Source organism: Paenibacillus vortex V453 (assembly GCF_000193415.1).
Lineage (GTDB): Bacteria > Bacillota > Bacilli > Paenibacillales > Paenibacillaceae > Paenibacillus_AQ > Paenibacillus_AQ glucanolyticus.
The window spans coordinates 80,172-96,735 of the sequence record NZ_ADHJ01000014.1; the positions used below are offsets into that span (position 1 = coordinate 80,172).

General features: G+C 49.8%; 13 protein-coding genes and 2 pseudogenes. 10 read left to right on the forward strand and 5 right to left on the reverse strand.

Annotation, left to right across the window (positions count from 1 at the left end; all coding sequences use genetic code 11):
• Positions 1-221 precede the first annotated feature (221 nt).
• Both PVOR_RS07345 and PVOR_RS07350 read left to right on the forward strand, forming a co-directional pair.
• Complete coding sequence (locus tag PVOR_RS07345; RefSeq protein WP_327196521.1) at positions 222-1,103, forward strand: putative RNA methyltransferase; 882 nt, start codon at positions 222-224, stop codon at positions 1,101-1,103.
• A 92-nt stretch (positions 1,104-1,195) separates the two neighbouring features.
• Positions 1,196-1,627, forward strand: a complete 432-nt coding sequence (locus tag PVOR_RS07350; RefSeq protein ID WP_006208507.1) for a VOC family protein — start codon at positions 1,196-1,198, stop codon at positions 1,625-1,627.
• Positions 1,628-1,733: 106 nt separating this feature from the next.
• Here the strand turns inward: PVOR_RS07350 and PVOR_RS07355 are convergent, their stop codons facing one another.
• Entirely contained in the window at positions 1,734-1,958 is a 225-nt protein-coding gene (locus PVOR_RS07355; RefSeq protein WP_006208508.1) for a hypothetical protein, read from the reverse strand.
• Positions 1,959-2,024: 66 nt separating this feature from the next.
• Between PVOR_RS07355 and PVOR_RS29520 the strand changes: the two genes are divergently transcribed.
• Positions 2,025-2,213: a hypothetical protein gene (locus tag PVOR_RS29520; RefSeq protein WP_083811665.1), complete on the forward strand. Its 189-nt coding sequence runs from the start codon at positions 2,025-2,027 to the stop codon at positions 2,211-2,213.
• A gap of 90 nt (positions 2,214-2,303) precedes the next feature.
• Here the strand turns inward: PVOR_RS29520 and PVOR_RS32470 are convergent, their stop codons facing one another.
• From PVOR_RS32470 to PVOR_RS07370, 4 genes and pseudogenes are all read right to left on the reverse strand, one after another.
• The gene (locus PVOR_RS32470; protein ID WP_255308628.1) at positions 2,304-2,438 is read right to left on the reverse strand and encodes a hypothetical protein; all 135 of its coding nucleotides are present in this window, start codon (positions 2,436-2,438) and stop codon (positions 2,304-2,306) included.
• A 186-nt stretch (positions 2,439-2,624) separates the two neighbouring features.
• Positions 2,625-4,450: pseudogene (locus PVOR_RS07360) on the reverse strand (ABC transporter substrate-binding protein).
• 80 nt (positions 4,451-4,530) lie between these two features.
• Positions 4,531-6,039, reverse strand: a complete 1,509-nt coding sequence (locus tag PVOR_RS07365) for an ABC transporter permease (protein WP_006208509.1) — start codon at positions 6,037-6,039, stop codon at positions 4,531-4,533.
• Between the two features lie 13 nt (positions 6,040-6,052).
• Positions 6,053-7,495, reverse strand: a complete 1,443-nt coding sequence (locus tag PVOR_RS07370) for an ABC transporter permease (protein ID WP_006208510.1) — start codon at positions 7,493-7,495, stop codon at positions 6,053-6,055.
• Positions 7,496-7,642: 147 nt separating this feature from the next.
• Between PVOR_RS07370 and PVOR_RS07375 the strand changes: the two genes are divergently transcribed.
• The 7 genes and pseudogenes from PVOR_RS07375 (at position 7,643) to PVOR_RS07405 (ending at position 16,467) form a co-directional block, all read left to right on the forward strand.
• Complete coding sequence (locus tag PVOR_RS07375; RefSeq protein WP_006208511.1) at positions 7,643-9,385, forward strand: ABC transporter ATP-binding protein; 1,743 nt, start codon at positions 7,643-7,645, stop codon at positions 9,383-9,385.
• Between the two features lie 583 nt (positions 9,386-9,968).
• Positions 9,969-10,604: an SGNH/GDSL hydrolase family protein gene (locus PVOR_RS07380; RefSeq protein WP_006208512.1), complete on the forward strand. Its 636-nt coding sequence runs from the start codon at positions 9,969-9,971 to the stop codon at positions 10,602-10,604.
• Between the two features lie 340 nt (positions 10,605-10,944).
• Positions 10,945-12,066, forward strand: a complete 1,122-nt coding sequence (locus PVOR_RS07385; protein WP_006208513.1) for a sugar ABC transporter substrate-binding protein — start codon at positions 10,945-10,947, stop codon at positions 12,064-12,066.
• Between the two features lie 144 nt (positions 12,067-12,210).
• Positions 12,211-13,703 (forward strand): annotated as a pseudogene (locus tag PVOR_RS07390) (sugar ABC transporter ATP-binding protein).
• The gene (locus tag PVOR_RS07395; protein ID WP_006208514.1) at positions 13,700-14,695 is read left to right on the forward strand and encodes an ABC transporter permease; all 996 of its coding nucleotides are present in this window, start codon (positions 13,700-13,702) and stop codon (positions 14,693-14,695) included. Before PVOR_RS07390 ends, PVOR_RS07395 begins: the two are co-directional and overlap by 4 nt.
• A gap of 522 nt (positions 14,696-15,217) precedes the next feature.
• Entirely contained in the window at positions 15,218-15,421 is a 204-nt protein-coding gene (locus PVOR_RS31490) for an acyl-CoA thioesterase (RefSeq protein WP_006208516.1), read from the forward strand.
• Between the two features lie 47 nt (positions 15,422-15,468).
• Entirely contained in the window at positions 15,469-16,467 is a 999-nt protein-coding gene (locus PVOR_RS07405; protein ID WP_006208517.1) for a Gfo/Idh/MocA family protein, read from the forward strand.
• Positions 16,468-16,564: the final 97 nt, after the last annotated feature.

Below are 16,564 nucleotides of genomic sequence, written 5' to 3' on the forward strand. Positions count from 1 at the left end.
AAAATGGTTATTGGGCGCATATCACCCACGCAAAATAGATGATAGGAGCGTGTTCGATGCCATGATCCATTACATTCGTTTACGTTAATGTGAGGTACAGATCGTATAAGCTCGGCCATTTTTAAAAAGAGTGATGGCTAGAGTTTATTTATCTGTGCCTTTTTCATTTCGTCATAACGAATGGAAAGGATGATTGGGCTGTGTCCAAAAATGAAAAGTTGTTGCAAAAAGCGAAACTGCTGTCGATTCATGAGCAGATGTTCAAATGCCCGATCTGCGGCTGTTCCATGAAAGTTGAACGATTGGCAAGTGTAGTGTGCGAGAAGGGCCATTGTTATGATATATCCAAGCAAGGGCATGTGAACTTGCTCTCCCATGCAGTCACAACAAAATATGATAAGGCCCTGTTCGAATCCCGAAAACGGATAAACAACAGCGGTTTTTTTGACCCGATGATGGAGCGGATTACGGATCGGATCCTTCAAGCAGAGAAATCAGAAGGAATGGAGCTGAAGATACTGGATGCAGGCTGTGGAGAGGGTTCCCATCTAACTGGTATAACGAACAAACTTGGGAAGCGGCAGCTGGAGCAACACGTGCTTGGCGTTGGCGTGGATATTGCCAAAGAAGGCATCATGATGGCCGCAAGAAATGCACCCGGACATATCTGGTGTACGGCAGATCTGGCGAATAGCCCGTTCGCGGACAAGCAGTTCGATTTTATTATAAATATATTGTCTCCCTCCAACTACGCCGAGTTCGGTCGAATGCTTGCAGATGATGGAATGGTAGTGAAGGTGATTCCGGGAAGCGGTTATTTGCAGGAGCTGCGAGAGATGTTCTACAGACAGACGAGCAGAGCGAGTTACTCCAATGACAGCACGATGAAGCTGTTTGGCCGTCACTTTGACCGGATGGATTCCGAGCGGATTCAGTATCGCGTCGATTTGGATTCCGGGCAGATGAGACACTTGATCCACATGACGCCGTTATCCTGGGGGGGTTCCCCGGAAGTCATTGGGCAGACGCTGGATGAAGAGATGGGGATAACCGTGGATTTGACTGTTCTCTATGGCTGGAAGAAGAACCAGAGGTTCTGGTAGTTAGATTCGGGAATTTATGTTTTGCTATTGTGCTCCTTTGGGAGATAATGTGAGTAGATGCCTATTATAAGAAAAAGGAGTTGACTAGTCGTATGACACTTCGAATGAATCCGTATCTCTATATGGACGGGAATGCTAAGGAAGCCGTTCAATTCTATGAGAAGGCTTTGGATGCCCATGTAATTATGCTTCAAACCTTTGGTGAAATGCCGGCTAACCCGGACTTTCCGCTGCCGGAGAATACACGGGATCGCGTATCTCACGCTACGCTTCAGGTTGGGGATACGATCCTGATGTTATCAGATACGTTTCCTGGACAACCGGTTCAATCCAGCAATCAGGTTCAGATCTGCATTATGACGGATGTAGCGGAACAGGCGACACGAGTATATGAAGCACTCCGGGAGGGCGGACAGGTTGTCATGCCTCTTCAGGAGACCTTCTGGAGCTCGGCCTATGGCATCGTTGCGGACAAATACGGCATTAACTGGAATATCTCAACGGAAGTAGAAGTAAAAGGCTAGAAGCTGAGCGTCCAAAAGGAAACAATGCAAGAATCCCTAACGGTAAACCGTTAGGGATTCTTCTCATTCCAGTGGAGTGACCACCATTATGATATTCCCGTTGTGGTTAGGCCCGGGTCCCATCCCACCACTTGTAATAGATTTGGACATGCCCGGTAGGACTTGCCACGAGCGGGTCGATGACTAGTGTCTTGCCGCTTACCTTAAGCTCGATAACCTTCTTGTTCTTCTCGGCAGAGTCCACTTTCACGAGGAAGGAGGAATCCGCCTGAAAGCCATACAGATTAAGGAGTTCGATCAGCATACTGCGCTGCGTTTTATCGCTGGACATTAGGTAAAAGATTCTATAACGGCCCATGACGCAGATCAAAAATGGATCAATCCAGGCCGGATTCCTTTGCCACCCCTGCTGCCTCGCATATCCAGCTTATACCTGTACCACTCCCGCCACGATCCCGTGGTGTTTACGCACGCTCAGCACTACGCGAAGCAGCTTTCCCAGCCCGTCACCCGGACATACGAGGGTGACGATCACTATTTCCTTGAAGGCTTGCCCGAGCTTGTAGACGATATCAAGCGTATATAAAAAAGGGACGACGTCAGCGGCGCATCATAGCTAATCACGCGACTTTCGTAGTTTGTCTAAGGTGCAAAAAAGAGAGCCGTGGCGCACTACCTAAAAGGATTGCTCCAGCGGAGAAGGCGGAATGATTCTGGAGAAGCGACAGCGGTCTCCTGAAAGCTTTCTGAAAGAAAGCTGCATCGTAAGCGTAAACCGCACCCGGATTTCTACATCAGCCCATTCATTCATAGAAATCTGGGGGCAACAGAGATCGGAAGAATCATCCGCATGCGGAGCGATACAAAAAAACAGACGGAGCGATGCAAAGATCTACCCACGAATATAGCGATGCTAAGGGAATCAGAAGTTAAGGGGCGCATATAACCTCGCATCAAAAAAAACGACATCAGCTTTTCGCTAATGTCGTCCTCTTTTTTACTTGCTCGCTTTATATGCGCTCAAGAATTCCTTCACCTTCGCCGGGTCGGCTACCAGTTCGTTGCCGGTTTTGACAATCGGGCTGACGGTGGAGTAGGCTTTGATTTTGTTGTTGTTGTAGTAAGTCAAAATCTCATCCTGGTTGATCGAGTAGAGCACCGCTCTTCTCAGATCATCGCTTGTTGCCACATCACGGTTCTTCGTGTTGAACAGCAAGTAGGATACCGCGTTGCTCTCAATGGTTTGCAGTTTCAGCTTGCTGTCGCCTTTAACCACATCGTATTTTGTTTCAGGCACGCCGTAGTACAGGTGAATTTCGCCGCTGCGCAGAGCGGAGAGTGTGCTGTCCGCATCCTTGATGAAGCGCATTTTCACTTGCTCGATTTTCGGCTCGTGCTCTGTACCCTTCATGTAACCAGGGTTTTTGAAGAAGGTCGCTTCATAATCCGTTTTGGAAGACAAGATGTAAGGACCGCTTGCATACAGCGTATTGTTGTACTTGTCGCCTTCGGTTACCGTGTTCTGGTCACCATATGGGATGTCTTTGTTCACATCGAACTTCTCAACGTCATATGTGTTGATCGATTCGACTTGTTTCTTCGATACGATCCCCGCAGATTGGTGAGCCAGGTAGTTCAGTACTTGCGGGAACGGCTCTGTAGTAGTCAATTTGATAACCTGGTATTTACCGTCTTTCGTGCTTGCTTGGTTCTTGTCATTGACCAGGGAAGTGATTTTGGTATCCAAGCCTGCTTCAAGAGCATTCTTAACACTGTCGCCGCTTCCGGATATTTTAGTGTTCTCAAGAACGACTCAGATCCGTTACAGCTTCAACGGTGTTGATGTGCTCGTGAAGCGTGTAGGTACGATGATCAGGTACTGAATTTTTGTCTTTGGCTCTGTTCATGGAGAAGATAACGTCGTCTGCGCCTACGCGTTCGCCGGAATCTTCGGCTTTTTTGTTCGTGATTTTGGCAAAGTTAATGTCATCTCTAAGAATGAAGTAGTACTCCGAATTGCCTTCACCGATGGCATGGTTGTAAGACAGCGAACCTTCGGACGTGATCTTGTCATCATCGGTAAGGTTGATCAGACGAACGTTCATATTGGTATTGATAATGTTGATGGAACCGTCATTACCCTTGATCGGATCAAGCGAAGTCAGTTCCGAGATCGATTGGGACAGAATCAGCGGCTGCGAAGCGCGCTTGGATTGATCTTTGAAATCAACAGCTTCCCAAGGAAGGGAGCGGGATTTCGAGAGACGGACAGAGTTTTCGTCCAGCACATCCTTGTTGAACGCTTGGCTCTTCAGGGAAATGTACAGCGGAGCGATGTAAGCTTTGTCTGTAACAAGACGTTGTTCCAGTTGTTTGTAGGTCTCAGCAGCGTCTTCAGGCGTTTGTGTTGCTGCTTGGTCGATCAGCTTGTCCACTTCTTCGTCGGACATAATGCTGTAGTCGCCGCCGGTTTTGAACAGGGAACGAACAGCATAGTCAGGGTTGCCTGTCACGGTCGTCCAGCTGGACAGTGCGACATCATAATTACCGGCATCCTGTTGAGCTTTGTAGCTGCCGTAGTCCGGCTGCAGATTCAGCTTCACGTTGAAGCCGTTCTTTGTAAGCTGGTCGCGAATGATGTTGATATCCGATTCACCGGAGCTCATGCCAAGAAGTTCAATATTCACAGCGGATGTATCTGCTGCTGTATCGGATGGTTCTTGCTGATTTTGCTGTGCACTCATCTTTGGTTGTTACGTTGCATCCGGACCAGTACGATGACTAGACGACGAGGACCAGTAACAGCAAGGAACTCTTTTTCATTGTGGATACCCTCCTGAGTTGTAAAAATATATATAAAATATTATTGAAACCAAAGTTAGTGTGCTTTACTTGCTGGAGGTTTAATCCAGCTTAGGATCAAGCGCATCCCGCAGTCCGTCCCCAAGGAAGTTGAAGGACAGCACCAGTGCAATGATGGCAAGGCCCGGATAAATGGCCAGGTAGGAATGCGTCTCAAGGTACGTGCTTCCGATCTTGAGGATATTCCCCCATTCCGGAATGTGCGGCTCAACGCCGAGACCCAGATAACTCAAGCTGCTCGTCGAGATGACGGCTGCACCGATAGTCAATGTGGATTTGACAATCATGGGAGCGAGCGAGTTAGGAACGATATGCTTGAATATAATCGAAAAATTGCTGGAGCCGAAGGCTCTGGCTGCATCAACATATTCAAAGGTGGAGACAAGGAGCACATTCGCCCTCATTGTTCTTGCATATGTCGGTATAGCGCCTACGCTGAGTGCCAGAATGAGATTGACGGTGTTGGCTCCGAATGCAGCAATGATCGCAATGGCAAGCAGGATGCCCGGTATTGCGTACAGCACATCCAGCAATCGCATGATAATGTTATCGGTATGACGGCCATAATAGCCGGAGATGGCACCCAGAACGCCGCCGATGATAACGGGGATCGCCGTCGAGGCAAATCCGACAATCAGCGAAATCCGGGCTCCGAATACGATGCGGGAGAACAAATCCCGGCCGAAGTTGTCCGTACCGAATGGATAAGCAAGGCTTGGCGGCTGCAGAATGGCACTGTAGTTGTTATCAATCGCAATGCTGTAATCGAAGGTGAACAGGCTGCTTACCGATAGACAGAACAGGAAGACAACAAAGAACAGTCCAGACATGGCCGTCTGGTTAGCTGTAAGCTTCACCCATACGTCGCCCCAGCGGGTCATCGCAGGGTTGCCGTTCTTGCGGATTTTGGCTAGCAGATTAATGCCGAGCACCAGGGCAAATATATTGCCCGTTACCGCAGTCAGAATGATCGGAAAGGCAAGCCAGGTCATTCTGGGATGAGCGTAGTTCGTTTTTACATATCTGGCAACCATTATAAGAGCGACCAGCTGAATGATGGCCATGATCAGAAGTGTTGCCATCGCTGGCAGGAATGTATTTGAGACATAAGGCTTAAATAGATTCAGCGCCGATACGGCGATGACAAACAGCTGGGTTAACAGCATATAGACGGCAATCGTATATTCAGGCGGCTTCTGTTTCTTGATCAGATTGAAACCGAAAGTAACGGTAAACAGGTTTCCTGTGACGATGCTCAGCAGCTGGATGTAACCCAGAATCCTCGTGGAGCGCCGGATTTCTCCCTGGCTTCGAAGATCTCTTCGGATCAGCAGCGTAATGATAATCTGAATGATGGTAAAGAGTGCGTACACTGCAAAGGCGGTGAACACCCACGGTTTGATGGTTCCCCCAGTGAAATCAAAGCTGTTCAGCAGCAGGATCACCGTTAAGGTCAAAGATATAACCCATGTGAAGCTGGCTTGACTGTACTCGTGTGAGGATTTCAGCTGGTGTTTGGTTTCTTGTTTAGAAAGAAGCTTCTTGATCATGAGTACACCTGCTTTAGTATTGTTTCATCTTGGACCTGATCCGTGGATCAAAGAACGCGTACAAGATATCAATAATGACATTCACCAGTGAAATGGTAATGGCTGTGTAAACCACGCCGCCCATAATGGCCGGGATATCGGGGATAAACTGTTTATCCACAATGTAACTGCCGATACCGCTGATGTTAAAGACCTTCTCCGTTACGGCTGAACCGCCGAGCATCCCGCCGAACTGAAGTCCGATGACGGTAATGATAGGAATAATGGCGTTGCGGACAGCATGCTTCATTAGAATGGTGCGCTTGCCGAGCCCCTTCGCCCTGGCTGTGATCATATAATCTTCATTAATGACTTCCAGCGTCGAAGACCGCGTCATTCTGGCTACCGAAGCGGTGAGTCCCGTCCCGAGCACGATGACCGGCATAATCATGGACAGCCAGTTCTCCGGATTAAAGGTGGCAGGCAGCCATTGCAGCTTGATCGAGAAATTCAGGATAAAGATCAATCCCTGCCAGAAGTTCGGAATGGACAGTCCGAGCAGAGCCACAAACATAAAGGTATAGTCAAAAAACGAATTCGGTCTCGTAGCCGAGATAATCCCGATTGGCAATGCGATCGCAATCGCAATGATCAGGGAGATAACCGTGAGTGTCAGCGTGATCGGGAACTTCCTGGCGATGCTTGAGGTGATCTCTTCGTTGCCAGAGAAGGATTTCCCAAGATCGAAATAGGCGATTCCCTTAATATTGTTCCACAGCTGCGTCAGGTACCCTTGGTCCAGACCGTGCATTTTGTTAAAAGCTGCGATCTGCTCCGGTGTTGCCGTCTCCCCCAAAATGTTGGCTGCCGGGTTGAACGGCGACAAGTGGAGGATCGTAAAGACGAGCACCGCCACGCCGAAGATCACGAAGACCGTCATGACGAGTCTCTCCAGAATATATTTCAGGTAGGGATTGCTGTACAAAAAAATAAGGATGTACATCAGCAGGCCCGGAATTAGTGATATAATGAAAAACAACGGATTCTCGATAAGAGAACCAAATGTATCGGCCATGGTCAAACGCTTCTGCTGGTTCAGCTTCAGTTCCTTGCCGGTTCTTTCCTTGAGGACTTCCTGGAACCTGGCTTGAACGATCTTGTCAACTTCCTGCCGAAGCTGCCCTTCATTGACCTTTTGCTTGAAGAAGCCATGCTTGCGCTTCTGCTGCTCCATAATTTCGGTGCGTAGTGCTTCCAAATATCCGGCAGCCAGCATCTCGCTGCGTATGCGGTTCTCAGCCGCAGCGTAGTCATCCTTCTTCCTCTGAACCAAATAAAATAGGAAGACCACGAGATTCACGGGCGCTCCCAATAATAATAGTAAGTATCTATAAGAAGGATTCAGAAGGATCTTACTGTAGGTGCTGCTTATTGAACTTATGAGTCTGTTTGGTCTTGCTGCTTCTGTCCCCCCCATAAGGTGCCTTTCCTCCTTGTTCCAAATTGCATTATTCCGAGTGATATAGTATATTTTATTTTAGCCTATTTTAAAAGTCAATAGATTATAAGAGTTGCAGAGGATATTACCTTTTTAACATAAACGCATAATGGCAGGTGAGCAGAGTTGGAACCGATATTGCAGGTTAAAAATTTGAGTGTAGCCTTTCAATCCCGCGATTCAGAATTCCACGCAGTGCGCGGGGTGAGCTTTGAGGTGAAAAAGGGCGAAACGCTCGGAATCGTTGGTGAATCCGGGAGCGGCAAAAGCGTCACGGCACGCTCAATCATGCGGCTGCTGCCGTCCCCTCCTTCTTATATGAAGGATGGAGAGATCCGGTTCCTGGGCCAGAATCTGGCCGAGAAAACAGAGAAGGAAATGGAGAGTATTCGCGGCCGGGACATCGGGATGATATTTCAGGATCCGATGACGTCGCTTAATCCGACTATCCGAATCGGCGAACAAATATCGGAAAGTCTGGTTAAACACCAGAAGCTGTCCAAGCACGAGGCGAAGAAGCAAGCGCTTGATATGCTGAAGCTGGTTGGCATTCCGAACAGCGAAGCGCGCTACAATCAATACCCGCACGAATTCTCGGGCGGCATGCGCCAGCGGGTCATGATCGCGATTGCGCTTGCGTGCAGACCTGCACTGCTGATTGCCGATGAGCCTACAACGGCACTTGATGTGACGATACAGGCACAGATCCTCAATCTGATGAAGGATATGCAGGAGAGGTTCGGATCTTCCATTATACTGATCACGCATGACCTTGGCGTCGTAGCGGGCATGTGTGACCGCGTGGCGGTAATGAAGGACGGCGTTATAGTTGAAACGGGAACGACGGAGGAAATCTTCGAGAATCCGCAGCATCCCTACACCTTGAAGCTGTTAAATGCGCTTCCGCGTCTGGACGAGAAGAAGAAAGCGAAGCCGGCGCCGATCATCGTGCCGAGTACAGACTATAAGGGACCTCTTTTGGAGGTTAAATCCTTGAAGCAGTATTTTGATATGGGCAAAGGCAATGTCCTCAAAGCGGTGAATGATATCAGCTTTCACATTCAGGCCGGCGAGACCCTCGGGGTAGTTGGAGAGTCCGGCAGTGGAAAATCGACGACAGGACGAGCTATTCTTCGCCTTCATCAGCCGACAGGGGGAGAAGTGCTGTATCAAGGCATGTCCGTTAATCGTCTCTCTCCTTCGGAAATGAAGGCGATGCGTCGCCATATGCAGATGATATTCCAGGATCCGTATGCTTCACTGAACCCAAGATTGAAGGTTGTGGACATCATCGGCGAAGCGCTGGACGTTCACAAGCTGACCGGCAGCAAGCAGGAGCGGAAGAAACGGGTCGAGGAGCTGCTCGATATGGTCGGATTGGATCCGGCCTATGCCACACGCTATCCGCATGAATTCTCCGGCGGTCAACGTCAGCGGATCGGTATTGCGCGCGCGCTTGCGGTAGAGCCGAAATTCATCGTGTGTGATGAGCCGCTCTCCGCGCTCGATGTATCGATCCAGTCGCAGATCGTAAAGCTGCTGGAGGAACTACAGCACCGACTTGGATTGACGTATCTGTTTATTGCGCATGACCTGTCGATGGTCAAGCACATCAGTGACCGCGTTGCTGTTATGTATATGGGCAAAATCGTGGAGCTCGCTGAAAGCGAGGAGCTGTACTCCAATCCGCAGCATGATTATACAAAGTCTCTGCTGGCGGCCATTCCGGTTCCCGATCCGAAGATTGAGTCCCAGAAGAAACGGGTGCTGCTGGATGAACGCACCGGTGAAGACAAGTATAATCTGGAGCATTCGGAGCTGGTGGAGGTATCGAAAGGCCACTGGGTGGCCATGCCAACCGGAGCCTGATCGTACAATAATAGAACCTGTCCCGACCGGAGTCGGGGCAGGTTTTTTGTTGAATAAGGAGTATGAAGTTCAGAAGTTTACCACCTTGATCTCGCACAAAAACTTTTGCTGAAAACTTCCGCTAGATAGATTGAACTAATGAAAAGAAGAACCTCAACGGAGAAGGCAGAATTATTCTGGAGAAGCGGTAGCGGTCGCCCGAAAGCTTTCCAAAGGAAAGCTCGCATCGGAAGCATATACTGCAATCGGATTTCAACCATTTTTAATCGATTGATAGAAATCTGGGGGCAACAGCGATCGGAAGAATAATCCGTATTCGTAGTGATGCTCGGGCTGAGAATCTGTAGTTCAACTTATATAGATGCGGTCTGTCTTCTGAGGAAGGTACGTCGATAGACGTCTTCCTGATTCAACGGGGCAGTCCAAAAATTCACTCATAAATCGATGATTTGCATGATTCATTAAAAGGAATTGAGCCCTGTATGGCAAATATGTAATCCTAGGAAGCGTTCTCACGAGAAATGAGCGTAACGAGTTTCCAATTGTACGTACATTAGCACAACACGGATGAGGAGGAAATGCAATGAATCGTTTGCAGCAAGGGGATGTTGTATTATTTCAAGGGGACAGCATTACGGATTGCGGACGTGACCGGAACTTCTCCGGCAGCTTGGGCAACGGCTATCCGCTATTGATCGACTCGTTGTTTGGCATGAAATTTCCGGAGTTGAATGTAACCTTTTTGAATAGAGGGATCAGCGGAAACCGGGTCGTCGATCTGAATGGCAGATGGCAGGAGGATTGCCTGGACCTGAGGCCCGACTGGGTATCCATCTATATCGGAATCAATGACACCTGGCGCCGGTATGATAGCGGAGATCCGACAAGCACCGAGGATTTCAAGTCCGGGTACCGTAAATTGATCGAACGCACCAAAGAGGCGCTGGACGCCAAGCTGGTTCTCGTAGAACCGTTTGTGCTGCCGCATCCGGAGGATCGCAGAGTTTGGCGCGAGGATCTGGATCCGAAAATTACGGCGGTGCGCGAATTGGCAGTTGAATACGGTGCGCTGCTGGTGCCGCTGGACGGCTTGTTCGCTGCAGCGTCGGTGCGCCGCGAAGCGGCCTTCTGGGCTCCGGACGGCGTGCATCCGTCACCTGCCGGGCACGGCCTGATTGCGAAGGCTTGGCTCGAAACGATGGGCGTTCGTTTGGATTAAGGCATACCCCTGTAGGTGTAATATGCGCTTAAACAGCTTGTCCACTAAAAAGAGCTCGGGCATGAAATGAAAGCAGCCCGCAGCTCTCTTTTTTCATAAGAATGACATACAGCTCTGAAATGCGGGCTTGCAGCTACCGATACATATATAAACAAAGGAAAGACGTTGAGAAAATTCCCGAAGGAGGCCTGCCCGAGAGTTAGAAATAACTTTCTATTTTTTTTGTCCTGCATGGTGTAATGCATTAAAGCGAAAAAATAATAGTTGACGCCTTTGTTTAAATCCTATAGGATTACTTGTATTAATAGTCCTTTTTACGGAAAACAGGGGGAGAGAGAACATGAAAGGCAGTAAACATGTAAGGAAATTAACGGCGCTGGTGCTCGCGTTTATGATTGTCTTAACCGGATGTGCCGAATCAGGCAGCGGCAGTGGTAAGGGAGCAGGCAATCTGGCGGACAAGGTCGAGAACCTGCCGGCAGGCATTGCCGAGAAGGATCCGGTGAAGCTGATGGTGGTTCGCAAGATCGGGGGCGATGATCATACGGCACAATTTTTGGCTGGTGCGAAGCAGGAAGGCGAGGCTCTCGGCTTTAAGGTAGATACCTTCTCGGCGAACGGGGACTCCGCCAAATTCCATGATGCCATCGCGCAGGCCATTGACAGTGATTACGATGGATTTATTATATCGCATGGAGACGATCCTGCATCGGTTCAAGATGTGAAGAAGATCACGGATAAAGGGATTCCGGTTGTCACCTTCGACTCCCTGCCGGAGATCGGAGACATTGCAGGGGTTACGCAGACCTCGCAAGACGATGAGCAGCTCGCGAAGCTTGCGCTGGACAAGCTGGTTGAAGAGCAAGGACCGGATGCTAACATTGCATACCTGTGGGTAGATGGATTCCCGCCGATGGTACGCCGTAATGCAGTCTATCAGGAAACGTTGAAGAACAACCCGGGCATTAAGGAAGTGGAGCGCTTCGGCGTAGCGAGCGACCAGACTTCCCTGGAAACGCAAAATGCGGTATCCGCCATCCTGACGAAATATCCGAAGGGTGAGCTCGACGCGATCTTTGCAACGTGGGATGCGTTTGCGATCGGCGCGGCCAGAGCGCTAGAGGAAGCCGGACGTACCGAGGTTAAGATTTACGGCATCGACGTGTCCAATGCGGACCTGGAGCTGATTCAGAAGAAGGACAGCCCATGGGTGGCTACGGCTGCCGTAGATCCGAAAATGATCGGTGCAATCAATGTCCGTTTGCTTGCCAAGAAAATTGCTGGCGAGGAAACACCTGCTGTCTACAACCTGGAGCCTGTATTGATTGAGCGTTCCGGCCTTGAGGGTTCAACCGAAGCGGTCAACATGGTGAACCTGGCTGATATCATCCCTAGCTGGGGAACGAGCACCGAGTTCGAAGAGGACTGGATGAAGGCACTGAAAGCTGCCAACGGCAAATAAACAGCATTATTCCTACAGGCGCTCTTGTCGGTTATCGATAAGGGCGCCCTATCCTATTTGAAGGGAAGAATACACTTGCGAAGCGTTATGGAGACAACAGCCGTCACTTCGACCACTCTGTCGACTGAGGCCCCCTTACTTCAAATGAAGCACATCTCGATTTCTTTTCCAGGCGTTAAGGCGTTGACCGATGTTGACTTTCAGACGACCGCAGGGACTGCCCATGCGTTGATCGGTGCGAATGGAGCGGGGAAATCGACTCTGATGAAGATCCTATCGGGAGCGTACAACCACTACGAGGGAGAAATCTGGCTGGATGGACGCGAGGTACAGATTCGTTCGCCGAAGGAAGCGAAGGATCTCGGCATTCAGATCGTGTATCAAGAGGTGGATACGGCACTCATTCCGAACCTGACCGTCGGGGAGAACATCATGCTGGACCGGACGGTTCATGATATGGGAAGAAGGCACCTGATCCGCTGGAAGGAACTCTATCAGGAAGCCGAATCCATCCTGGCGCGCATGAATATACGGGTCTCCGGCAAAAAGCTGATTTCGGAGCTGACGCTGGCTGAGAAGCAGATGGTCCTGATCGCAAGAGCCGTCTCCAAGCAGTGCCGGATTCTGGTGCTCGACGAGCCGACAGCTCCGCTCAGCCACAGCGAAACCGAGCAGCTATTCAAGCTGGTGCGCAAGCTGAAGGAGGATGGAGTCAGCATTATTTTCATATCACACCGGCTGCCGGAGCTTTATGAAATCTGCGACGAGATTACCATTATGCGGGATGGCCAGCTGGTGAAAAGCGATCGCATCGCGAATATCGACCAGCCGAAGGTGGTGGAATACATGCTGGGTGCCAAGATGGACCAGCAATTCCCCCGCATCGAGCGAGAAATCGGTCCCACCTGGTTTGAGGTGAACAACATGCTGGACAGCGGCAAAATTAACGGCGTGAATCTCCATATCCGCCAAGGGGAAATTGTCGGTCTGGCGGGACTGGTGGGCGCCGGGAAAACGGAGCTGTGCCGGGCAATATTCGGAGCATCCGATACTTCGACCGGCGACGATCAGGCTGGGCGGCAGCAAGCTTCGCAGTCGGCTCGCCGCATGACGCTGTGCGGCATGGCATTGCCCTGGTGCCCGAGGAGCGCCGCCGCGAGGGCGTGTTCGTTGAAGAGCCGGTGTCCGTTAATTTAACGGCCGCGGTGCTGTCCCATTTTTCCAAATGGGGGTCCTGGCTGAGCTTTGGCAAGGAGAAGCAAGCGGCGCGAGAGATGATTGAGCGTCTCGGGATCAAGACCCCGAGCGAGAAGGCGCGGGTGAGAAATCTGTCCGGGGGCAACCAGCAGAAGGTGGCGATTGGCAAGTGGCTGCTGGTCGATGCGGATGTGTATATTTTTGATGAGCCGACCAAGGGGGTCGACGTTGGCGCGAAGCGAGATATATTCAATCTCGTGGCCGAGCTTGCCAAGCGGGGGAAATGCGTGCTGTACGCCTCAAGCGAGCTGTCCGAAATCGTTGGCATCACTGATCGGGTGTATGTGATGTATGACGGCAGTATCACTAAAGAGCTGACGACGCGGTCATCCCATGAAGAGGAAATATTGCTTTATTGCACAGGAGGCGGGTTGACATGAATACAGCAAGACCTGTTAAGGAGAAGCCGGCGGCTAGCTTCGCATTTGATTTTCTATATAAATACGGCACACTGATTACGGTATTTGTGCTTATTCTCGTCTTCGGCACGGTGGCCGACAACTTTTTGAATACGAGCAATATCATTAACATTCTCCGTTCGATTTCGATTGTTACGATTATTGCCGTGGGCTTGACGGTTTCGCTGGCCGTAGGCGGCTTCGACTTGTCCGTCGGCTCGACGGCCTCCCTGGCGAATGCACTGGTCATATCCATGTTCGTCTGGCATGGGCAAAATATCGGCATCGGCATTGGCCTGACACTGCTGTTCTGTCTCGCTGTAGGGCTGATCAATGCCTTCCTGGTCATCAACTTCAAGATCGATGATATGCTGATGACCTTAGCGACGATGTTTATATTCCAAGGGGTTGCTCTTACGTATACCCGCGGCGCTACGATCTCCCAGAATATGATTCTGCCCAGCGGGGACTTTGCTACCGGCAAAATTCCGGCGGTGTTCGAGAAGATCGGGCAAGTTCCCTGGATCATTGTTATTATGGTGCTGGTTGTCATCGTGGTTCATCTATTCCTGACCTATACCAAACATGGGCGGTATATGTACATGATCGGCGGCAACCGCGAAGCGGCGGCTTTATCCGGAATTCCAGTGAGTAAATATCGTCTGGCTGCGTACCTGGTTTCGGCGCTGTTCGCTGCGATCGGCGGGATCATACTCGGTGCCCGAGTGATGACAGCCGAGGTCAATTCCGGCGGACCTTATCTGATGGATGCAGTCGCTGCGACCTTCATTGGATACTCGGTGTTTGGAGCGGGCAAACCGAATGCACTGGGGACCTTTGTGGGCGCGGTGCTGATCGGTATTTTGCAAAATGGCCTGATCATGCTGTCCGTTCCTTATTATGCAATGGATATCGTGAAGGGCTCCGTTTTGGCGTTGGCGCTTGCCTTGACTTACTATAAGAAGAGGCATTGATACAGCCATTGTAGGCAACCGCCGCGCTTGGAAGCTGGAACAGCAAGGTTGAGGCTTCACTTACATCACATACACATGTATACTTTCTAAAGACCTTCCCTCCAGTGATCCTGCTGCCAGAGTGGATGGTCTTTTTCCTATAAATCCGGTATGTTATCCATGATTTGGCTATTTAGTTGACGTACGTAACTTTTTTTCATTATCCTTGTAGAAGGCTGATTTTAAATTGTACATACATTCGCCTCTTATAAAGAGAAAGGGGACTCATCATGAAAAAAACAACCTTTATCCAACCGGATCCTCAGACTTGGCTGGACACTTTCCACTTTGAAATTCCGATAAAGATAAGGTACTGCGAGACCGACATGCTGGGTCATGTGAATAACGTCAGTTATTTCATGTATTTTGAACAGGGACGCATTGAGTATTTCGAGAATTTGGGATTAACCGAGGATTTATTCAGTGACAAGACCGTATCGGTTGTTGCGGATCTGGAGTGTCTAGTATCTGGCACAGCTGTATTTGAAGGACCCGCTCAAGCTTCATGTCCGGGTGTCAGAGATCGGGCGTTCCTCGATGGATGTGCAGTATGCGATTGTGGTGGACGGTGCCTTAAAGGCTGCCGGACGCGGAACCATTGTGCTCATTGATACGGCGACAGGCAAGAGCACGCCGATTCCGGATTCGGCACGAGAGAAGATTGCTGCATTTGAAGGATGGGTGTAAACGAGAAACGAAATCAATTATGAAGATAAGAGGGGAAGGGATTAAGGATGACCATCCGTTTTGCCATCATCGGCACAAACTGGATTACCGAGCGGTTTATTCAAGCGGCTCTGGAGACCGAGGAATTTATTCTTGCCGCCGTGTATTCTCGAGCGGAAGAGAAGGGCAAGGTATTCGCGGCAAAGTATGCAGATCCAAAAGTATACACTTGTCTCGAGACGATGCTGCAGGATGATGAGATTGACGCTGTGTACATTGCGAGTCCGAATGCCTATCACGCAGAGCAGGCTGTACAATGCATGAACCATGGGAAGCATGTCCTCTGTGAGAAGCCGATGGCCTCCAATGCGGTTGAAGTGTCTGCGATGATTGAAGCTGCCAAGAACAATAACGTGCTGCTTATGGAAGCCTTGAAGTCGACATTAATGCCGAACTTCAAAATCGTAAGGGACAACCTGTACAAGCTGGGCCCGATTCGGCGTTACTTCGCAAGCTACTGCCAATATTCCTCCCGTTATGATGCTTATAAGCAGGGCACGGTTCTCAATGCATTCAATCCCGAGTATTCCAACGGCTCACTGATGGATCTGGGCATCTATTGCCTGTACCCTCTGGTTACCCTGTTCGGTAAACCGGACTCCGTGAAAGCTTCAGGCTATATGTTATCCACCGGGGTTGATGGGGAGGGGAGTCTGTTGTTATCATATCCGGAAATGGAAGCCGTCATCATGCATTCTAAGATCAGTGATTCCTATGCTCCTGCCGAGATCCAGGGCGAGAATGGAACAATGATCATCGATAAGATCAATCAACCGTATGATGTGAAGATCCACTATAGAGACGGCACGATTGAGAACGTAACCCAACTGCAAACCCATGAATCCATGTATTATGAAGCTCAGGAATTCATTGATTTATTAAAATGCGGTGAACGGGAAAGTGCAACTAATACGCATGCCAACTCTCTCATTACCGCTGAAATCATGCAGGAAGCCAGACGCCAGATCGGCTTGAGGTTCCCGGCGGACTCCCGGGCAGGTATATGATATTTGTCATACTCCCGAAATGACGTTTATGACTACGACGCACATGACAAACTATTTATAATTAGGTTAGACAAGTGCGTAATGAGATCATAACGTC

Excerpts from the sequence above, each read along its gene's own strand:
- PVOR_RS07350 (WP_006208507.1), top strand. The coding sequence starts at position 1,196 with ATGACACTTCGAATGAATCCGTATCTCTATATGGACGGGAATGCTAAG.
- PVOR_RS07355 (WP_006208508.1), bottom strand. The coding sequence starts at position 1,958 with ATGTCCAGCGATAAAACGCAGCGCAGTATGCTGATCGAACTCCTTAAT.
- PVOR_RS32470 (WP_255308628.1), bottom strand. The coding sequence starts at position 2,438 with ATGAATGAATGGGCTGATGTAGAAATCCGGGTGCGGTTTACGCTTACG.
- PVOR_RS07365 (WP_006208509.1), bottom strand. The coding sequence starts at position 6,039 with ATGATCAAGAAGCTTCTTTCTAAACAAGAAACCAAACACCAGCTGAAA.
- PVOR_RS07370 (WP_006208510.1), bottom strand. The coding sequence starts at position 7,495 with ATGGGGGGGACAGAAGCAGCAAGACCAAACAGACTCATAAGTTCAATA.
- PVOR_RS07380 (WP_006208512.1), top strand. The coding sequence starts at position 9,969 with ATGAATCGTTTGCAGCAAGGGGATGTTGTATTATTTCAAGGGGACAGC.
- PVOR_RS07385 (WP_006208513.1), top strand. The coding sequence starts at position 10,945 with ATGAAAGGCAGTAAACATGTAAGGAAATTAACGGCGCTGGTGCTCGCG.
- PVOR_RS07395 (WP_006208514.1), top strand. The coding sequence starts at position 13,700 with ATGAATACAGCAAGACCTGTTAAGGAGAAGCCGGCGGCTAGCTTCGCA.
- PVOR_RS07405 (WP_006208517.1), top strand. The coding sequence starts at position 15,469 with ATGACCATCCGTTTTGCCATCATCGGCACAAACTGGATTACCGAGCGG.